Raw genomic sequence first — 7,251 nt, forward strand, 5'->3', positions numbered from 1 at the left:
TCCAGGGAGCCTCCGCCATGTCATCAACACGCGCCAACAAGCGATTCCGTTCACAGGAATGGTTCGACAATCCGAACAACCCGGGCATGACGGCGCTCTATGTCGAACGCTATCAGAATCAGGCATTCACGCGTGAAGAGCTGCAGTCCGGCCGGCCGGTCATCGGCATCGCCAACACCGGCTCCGATCTGGCGCCGTGCAACAAGATCCACCTTTTCCTGATGGAGCGCGTCAAGGCCGGCATTCGCGATGCCGGCGGTATCCCGATGGAGTTTCCCGTCCATCCCATTCAGGAGACCGGCAAGCGCCCGACCGCGGCGCTCGACCGCAACCTCGCCTATCTCAACCTGGTGGAGGTGCTGCACGGCTACCCGATCGACGCGGTGGTGCTGACCACCGGTTGCGACAAGACCACGCCCGCCATGCTGATGGGGGCGGCCACGGTCGACATACCGGCCATCGTGCTCAATGGCGGGCCGATGCTGGACGGCTGGTGGAAGGGCAGGCGCGCCGGCTCCGGCACCATCATCTGGGAGTCCCGGCGCCTGCTTGCCGAAGGCAGGATCGACTATGAGGAGTTCATGAACAGGACCTGCGCCGCGGCGCCTTCGCTCGGCCACTGCAACACGATGGGCACGGCCTCCACCATGAATGCCATGGCCGAGGCGCTGGGCATGACCCTGCCCGGGTCGTCGGCCATTCCGGCCCCGTTCCGCGAGCGCATGGCGATGGCCTTCGAGACCGGCAGGCGGGCCGTCCGCATGGCATATGAAGACCTCAAGCCCTCCGACATCCTGACCCGCAAGGCATTCGAGAACGCGATACGCGTCAACACCGCGATCGGCGGCTCCACCAACGCCCCGCCACACATGCAGGCCATCGCCCGCCATGCCGGTGTGGAATTGGATGTGAGCGACTGGCAGACGATCGGCTTCGACCTGCCGTTGCTGGTCAACATGCAGCCGGCGGGCGAGTATCTGGGGGAAAGTTTCTTCCGTGCCGGTGGTGTACCGGCTGTGATGGGCGAGCTGCTGGCCGCGGGCCATCTGCATGGCGATGTCATGACCGCCCTGGGCAAGCCGGTCCTGGAAGCGTTGAACGGCGCGCGCAGCGAGGATCATGACGTCATCCGTCCGGTCGACAAACCCTTGCGTGAGAAGGCAGGTTTCATCGTCCTGTCAGGCAATCTGTTCGACAGTGCGCTGATGAAGACCTCGGTCATCTCCGACGATTTCCGCAGCCGCTTCCTCAAAGATGGTGTGTTCGACGCACGCGCAGTGGTGTTCGAGGGGCCGGAGGATTACCACGAGCGCATCAATGACGCGTCTCTCGGCATCGACGAAAACACCATCCTTTTTATCCGCAATGTCGGCTGTGTCGGCTATCCGGGCTCGGCCGAAGTGGTCAACATGCAGCCACCCGACGCGCTGATCCAGAAGGGCATCAATCATTTGCCGACCGTGGGCGACGGCCGCCAGTCCGGCACGTCGGAAAGTCCGTCCATCCTCAACGCCTCCCCGGAGGCGGCGGTCGGTGGCGGTCTCGCCCTGCTTCAGACGGGCGACACCGTGCGGCTTGACATCGAAAACGGCACACTGAACGCCCTTGTGCCGGAGGGCGAATGGCAGGCCCGCCATGATACCTGGTCGGAGCCGGACCTGGAGAACCAGACACCCTGGCAGGAAATCTACCGCACCCATGTCGGCCAGCTGGCCCAGGGCGGCTGCCTGGAGCTCGCCACCGCCTATCAGCGTGTTGGCCGCAACCTCCCCCGCGACAATCATTGATGTCGGGCATTGATGTCGGGAACACACCGGACCGGCATGGAGGGCGACGGGCAGGTCGAGTTCGTCGAGCTTGATCCCTGGTGCAACCTTATTGTCAGCCGTTGTTACCGATTTTGTTGTCCATCGTCCAGCTATAGCATGTATGCCGCTTAGACCAGATGAGCGTATTAATCACCAAGTGCCAAATGGACGCCCAAGGCAATAAGTAAACAACCTGCAAGTGCGCGGAACGCAACTTGTTTCCTGGACGATCGGCTAAGTTTCTTGACGACTATGTTTGCGAGAAGTGCACACATCACATCGGACGATGAAAATATGAAATTGGCGATCGTGCCAAGCACAAGAAACTGTAGCCAAATTGGTGTTGTGCTGTCCGGCTGTGTGAACTGGGGGAGAAACGCAATAAAAAACAAACCTGTTTTGGGGTTCAGCACTTCCACCACCAGCCCTTCCAGCAAAGGGCGCCGGTTTCCCGCCTCAGATTGAGCGGACTGATCTTCATCGACCGAAGGAGAGCGGAAGAGTCCAATGCCCAGCCAAACCAGATAAAGGGCGCCGGCGAATTTCAGTCCTAGATAGACTTGGGGATAGTAGTGCAACAGCACGCTTAAGCCGACAGCGGCTCCCACAACATGTGCGTAGGTGCCGATGTGAATGCCTAGAGAGGCTAGAATTCCATAGTTGATACCACGTGCGGTTGTTTGAGCAGCGACGTATAGCATAGCTGGTCCGGGCACGTATCCATAAAGAGTTGCTGTAACGAGAAAAGTGACAAATAGACTTTCAGAAATCATGCCGCATCCAGCTACCGGTCGCGTCTAAAGGTGCCTGACTTTTCACTGATTCAGATCCATCAGTTTTTCTGAAAGACGTAGATGTAGTTACCCGCCTTGCCCGAAAGATCTCGATCCATCGGCCAGGCTTTGGTCTTCTTGACCAGGGTAAATCCCGCAGACGTCAGCTCGGCCTGGAAGTGCTGATCGCATACCTTGAATTCTACTTCCCCTTTCAAGGCCAATGTCACATTCTCGTCTATCAGCTCCAAAATGTATCCGGAAATGTCAGGCCGTCTTCCTTTGGCGTCGGCCTTAGCGGCTTTGTAAAACTCACGAACTGCTGTGTTGTAGTCGGAGGAAAGCGGTGAAGGAAAGTCCGCAACGATGTTTTCGCCGAACACAGCATACCCTCCCGGACGCAGAGCGCGAGCGAGTTTGGAGGCAAAAGCCCCCTGTCTTGTGTGCTCAATATGGTGATACGCTGATGAGAGGAGCAGCAAATCAAACCCGTCGTTGCTGCTCAGCCAGGCTTGGGCATCCGCACACTCGAACTTGGACTTGCCGAACGCTTTATAGCGTTTGCGGGCAAAGTCGACATTCTTTTGATCTATGTCCACTCCGGAAATTGACGCTATGTTTGGGTGCGACACCACTCCAAGCATGGACATGCCTGTTCCACAGCAAATATCGGCAACTCTTGCATTGCAGAGTGTGTCCAATATGGTCTGGGCCTCTGTCCAGAAATGATTGAACATAGCCATCTCATCCGGGCGAGACCACTCTTCGATCTCATAGTTTTCCGGTGTCAGATAGGTTTCAACGTCCATTCAATTCATCCCTTTTCCGCTCAGGTCAGTTGGCCGGCAAATTTCGGCCGGTTACTGAGGGTCGATCGGGTGCTGGGGCATGAAATCGAACAGAAGAATGTCCCGATATGCATATTCGCAGTTTTCGCCGACTTCGACAGGCGTTAGCTTGTGGTAAACGAGATCGTCATCGATGATGTAGCACTCGCCAGACTGGCGCATGTTTAAATGTTCGAGGCTATTCATATCGTTGTCTGCGATTTGAACCTGACCGCCACGCAAACCGCAGCAGCCCACGAGAACAACCGAGATGTACTTTTCACCATCCTTGTGAAAACCCGGAGGACTTGTTTCGCAGGGAAGGTTCTGCATCGCGCAGTAGCGCATAATATGAAGGTTCACATCGTAGGTTTGCCCTGGACGCGATCCTGGTAGACGGGCTATGAGATTCGCCATGATCTTACATAGGCCAACGTCCCTAGCCATCTCCTGATCTATCTGTTCGTAAGTGCGTTCCACACCGCCCAGTTCAGAGTTGTAGTAAGTATCCTGAACGTAGGCTTCAACGAAGTCTTTGGCCTGAATATTGATTTTGCCATCCAGAACCTCGGCCGAGTATTTGTTGAATGTCCGATATCGCTTGCCCGTGGAATAGTAAATGTCCGTAGGGAGCTCCCACGCCTTTTGCGCCAATTTGGACAGTGCAGTGGCAACATCGTGATCAACCGGTAGCGGGTGGTTCGTAAACCCGCGGGTTCGAATTTCTTCCTTTGGAATGAGATGTTGGTCTGTGTCAACCAGAATGACTATATCCACTTGCATTCTCCTCGGTTGCTCGCAAAGGTTTTATATACATGACGAGTATTCTCAAAACAACCAAAAAGATATGTTTCTTCTATTAGACAAGCATCGGGCGATCATATTAAGCCATTTGACCGGCTTATCCGGCCTTCGGTGGACCAAATCAGCCCGTCGACGTCGTTGAACGGCTTGCCCGATGCACCACATCGCGCTGCGCGACGCGCCTTGCCGAATGGACCGATTTTCCGCCATCAAATGCATCAATCTAATCACAACTCGCTCTAAGCGACTGATTTTGATTGGGTTATAACTGCCAGTTCCATGATCCCGGCAACTGTGTTTATGCTGCCGGGTCTAGCCGTCAGGGTTTTGTTGATTTGAGGATGGTGCGATGATGCTTGAATTGCCGGAACTGCCGGCTTTGTCACTGACCGGCAACGGGCAACAGTTGCGCGAGACCGTCTTTGCCGGCAGCTTGCCCGAAAGCCTTGGAGACGGCGATATCCGCTTGAACCTTTCCGGCATGGAGGGCGACGGGCAGGTCGAGTTCGTCGAGCTTGATCCCTGGTGCAACCTTATTGTCAGCCGTTGTTACTGGAAACAGCCGGGTGCGTTGCGCTATCGCGGAGAAGGATGGATCCGGTTCAATTTCTGCCTGGCCGCCGATGCGACCTTCGTTTTCGATCAGCACGGCGCTTATGACCTCAAGGGCAGCGAGCTGCGGGTTTTCCATCAACCCGACGGGATCGATTGCGGACATATCATCCGCCCCGAGGCGCACTCGGTTTGCGTAACCCTGTCGCTGCATCGTGACCAGATGATCCGGCGCATGCGCGAGATACCCGAATTGGCGGGCACAGTGCTGGCCGGTATTGCCGACGATGACGGCTTCTTTTTCGAACGGCTGGGCCAGCGGCCGGAAGCGTTGAGGGCCGTCCGCGACCTCCTCGACAATCCCTATGGCGGCAGCCTGCGCGCCCGTTACGTTCGCGCCAAGAGCGAGGCGCTGTTATGCGCAGCCTTTGACGCGATGCTTGAACGAAGCGTGGAACCGCGTGCCCCTTTCATGCGCGAGGCCGACTGGCAGCGCATTGACACGGCCCGGATGCATATCGATCGCGATATTCTCAACGTGCCGTCCGTTGAACGCCTGGCGCGGATGGTCGGGCTTAATCGCAACAAATTGTCCTATGGCTTCAGGCATCACTTCAATGTCACGATATCGCGCTACGTCGCGGGCGAGCGTCTGGAACTGGCCTGGCGGCTGCTGGAGGCCGGTCAGCTAAGCGTGTCACAGGTTGCCGATCAGGTGGGTTACGCGCATGTCTCGAGCTTTTCGGCTGCGTTCAAGGCGCGTTTCGGCCTGTCGCCCTGCAAGATAGCTGCCAGCATGCGCGAAAGCCTGCAAGAGTGCGGGGCGCCTAACTCTTTGTGACAGCCGCCTAAGCGCAGCCGTTTATCGGCAGCTAGTCTCTCCCGAACAATTATCCTGTTTTGGGAGGGGGATATGTCGACACTTGTATTTGTGCTTGTTCATGGCTCATGGCATATGGGCGCGTGCTGGGATGAGGTTAAGGCCGATCTGGAGGCGAAGGGTCATCGGGCGCTTGCCCCGACCCTGCCCGGCCGCGGCCCCGGCCGGAGCACCGATGTGACGATGCGCGATTATGCTGATTCGGTGGCGCAATTCGTCGCTGCCGAGGATTTGTCGGGCATCGTTCTGGTCGGGCACAGCGCGGGCGGCACGGTTGTGTGCAAGGCGGCCGAACAGCTTGGCGACCGCATCGGCCGGCTCGTTTTGGTATCGCCGCTCCTGGCCGACAGCGGCAGCGCGCTGACGGATGCCGTGCCGCCCGACTATGCCGGACTGTTTGCCCACATGGCGTCGGAATCGCCCGACAATACCATCATGGCGCCCTGGGAGGTATGGCGTGACTCCTTTATTGGCGATGCCGAGGAAGCGGTGGCCCGCAAGGCCTATGAACAGCTCTGCGCCGAGCCGTTCGGCCCGTTGTCGGAACCGGTCGACCTTGAGGCGTTCGCGGCAATGCCGATCGCCAAATCCTATGTCAACTGCACGGAGGATGTCGTCTTTCCGGTGGGCGAATACGGGCTTTTCCCGCGCATGTACCAGAAGGTCGCGCCGTGCCGGCTGGTGAACGCCCACGGCAGCCATGAGATGATGTATTCCAACCCGCAGGCGCTCGCCGACGCCCTGGTGAAAGCCGGACGCCCATGAGGCTGCGATGAACGGCGACATGCCGGTGATGCCGGCGGAAGGTTGACCGAAATTGCGCGAAGAAGATTATGCCCTCTAGGCTGAATCGACATTCACGGCATCCAGATCATAGCTGCTGCGATTTGTATGAAGCTTAGGAAATTGAGTGCTCTGCGGTCGTATCGCGTTGCAATGCGTCGAAAGTGCTTAAGCTTGTTAAAACATCTTTCGATGAGATTTCGCGCCTTGTAGGCCTGGAAATCATACGGGATGAGCCGCTTTCGGGTGGGGTTACAGGGAATGACGGCCTCGGCTTTCATATCGACAATGAGCTGGCGTAAGGCATTGGAATCGTAAGCCTTGTCAGCCAAGACCCGGCGGGCCGAAAGTCCGTTAAGAAGGGCAGGCGCCTGAGTGACATCACCACGCTGACCGGGACTGAACATCTAGTCATAGCGCAAGTCACGGGCCTTGCCGCGAAAGACAATGTAAGCGAGCGCCGTGTAGGCGCCGATCATGGGCATGACCACCAAGGCGCCAGCCAGAATGATCATCAGGCTCTCCGGTGCGCTGGCCGCTTCATAAATCGTCATCCGCTCCGGCACCACATAAGGGTAGAACGAGTAGGCCAGCCCGGCGAAGGCCAGCATGAACAGCACGGTGGCGGACACGAAGGGAATGTGGCGCCAGCGATCGGCCCCGTCGGGCAGATGACGCAGCGCCCACCACAAAAGAACGGTAATCAGCCCCGCCATGATCGGCAACGGCGCCAGGAGGACCACCTCGGGCACCGAGAACCATTTGTCGAAGATCCGCTCCGACACCAGCGGGGTTGCCACCGATATGGCGGCGAACCCGACAAG

General features: G+C 57.7%; 8 protein-coding genes. 3 read left to right on the plus strand and 5 right to left on the minus strand.

The window, feature by feature from the left end:
* The first annotated feature begins 17 nt into the window (after nucleotides 1-17).
* On the plus strand, nucleotides 18-1,787 hold the full coding sequence (locus AC5E6N_RS10810) for an IlvD/Edd family dehydratase (protein WP_491747828.1): 1,770 nt from the start codon (nucleotides 18-20) through the stop codon (nucleotides 1,785-1,787).
* A gap of 167 nt (nucleotides 1,788-1,954) precedes the next feature.
* Here the strand turns inward: AC5E6N_RS10810 and AC5E6N_RS10815 are convergent, their stop codons facing one another.
* Genes AC5E6N_RS10815 through AC5E6N_RS10825 form a run of 3 tightly spaced genes read right to left on the minus strand, consistent with a single transcriptional unit; the run spans nucleotide 1,955 to nucleotide 4,185 of the window.
* Nucleotides 1,955-2,581: a LysE family translocator gene (locus tag AC5E6N_RS10815; RefSeq protein ID WP_491689500.1), complete on the minus strand. Its 627-nt coding sequence runs from the start codon at nucleotides 2,579-2,581 to the stop codon at nucleotides 1,955-1,957.
* A gap of 59 nt (nucleotides 2,582-2,640) precedes the next feature.
* Complete coding sequence (locus AC5E6N_RS10820) at nucleotides 2,641-3,390, minus strand: class I SAM-dependent methyltransferase (protein ID WP_491747829.1); 750 nt, start codon at nucleotides 3,388-3,390, stop codon at nucleotides 2,641-2,643.
* A gap of 51 nt (nucleotides 3,391-3,441) precedes the next feature.
* Complete coding sequence (locus AC5E6N_RS10825; RefSeq protein ID WP_491747830.1) at nucleotides 3,442-4,185, minus strand: 2OG-Fe dioxygenase family protein; 744 nt, start codon at nucleotides 4,183-4,185, stop codon at nucleotides 3,442-3,444.
* 376 nt (nucleotides 4,186-4,561) lie between these two features.
* Between AC5E6N_RS10825 and AC5E6N_RS10830 the strand changes: the two genes are divergently transcribed.
* Nucleotides 4,562-5,605 (plus strand): helix-turn-helix domain-containing protein, encoded by a 1,044-nt coding sequence (locus tag AC5E6N_RS10830; protein WP_491747831.1) that lies wholly within the window; start codon nucleotides 4,562-4,564, stop codon nucleotides 5,603-5,605.
* 72 nt (nucleotides 5,606-5,677) lie between these two features.
* Nucleotides 5,678-6,409, plus strand: coding sequence for an alpha/beta fold hydrolase (locus tag AC5E6N_RS10835; RefSeq protein ID WP_491747832.1), 732 nt, complete (start codon nucleotides 5,678-5,680; stop codon nucleotides 6,407-6,409).
* A 92-nt stretch (nucleotides 6,410-6,501) separates the two neighbouring features.
* On the opposite strand, the gene AC5E6N_RS10840 is transcribed toward AC5E6N_RS10835, so the two are convergent.
* Together AC5E6N_RS10840 and AC5E6N_RS10845 are read right to left on the minus strand one after the other, a co-directional pair.
* Entirely contained in the window at nucleotides 6,502-6,834 is a 333-nt protein-coding gene (locus AC5E6N_RS10840; RefSeq protein ID WP_491747833.1) for an IS5 family transposase, read from the minus strand.
* The coding region (locus tag AC5E6N_RS10845) for a cytochrome d ubiquinol oxidase subunit II (protein ID WP_491747834.1) at nucleotides 6,835-7,251 on the minus strand (417 nt) is incomplete at its 5' end.

Source organism: Hoeflea sp., from assembly GCF_984452065.1.

What these genes read in the sequence shown, in the direction of transcription:
- AC5E6N_RS10810 (WP_491747828.1), top strand. Translation starts at nt 18, where the DNA reads ATGTCATCAACACGCGCCAACAAGCGATTCCGTTCACAGGAATGGTTC.
- AC5E6N_RS10815 (WP_491689500.1), bottom strand. Translation starts at nt 2,581, where the DNA reads ATGATTTCTGAAAGTCTATTTGTCACTTTTCTCGTTACAGCAACTCTT.
- AC5E6N_RS10820 (WP_491747829.1), bottom strand. Translation starts at nt 3,390, where the DNA reads ATGGACGTTGAAACCTATCTGACACCGGAAAACTATGAGATCGAAGAG.
- AC5E6N_RS10830 (WP_491747831.1), top strand. Translation starts at nt 4,562, where the DNA reads ATGATGCTTGAATTGCCGGAACTGCCGGCTTTGTCACTGACCGGCAAC.
- AC5E6N_RS10835 (WP_491747832.1), top strand. Translation starts at nt 5,678, where the DNA reads ATGTCGACACTTGTATTTGTGCTTGTTCATGGCTCATGGCATATGGGC.
- AC5E6N_RS10840 (WP_491747833.1), bottom strand. Translation starts at nt 6,834, where the DNA reads ATGTTCAGTCCCGGTCAGCGTGGTGATGTCACTCAGGCGCCTGCCCTT.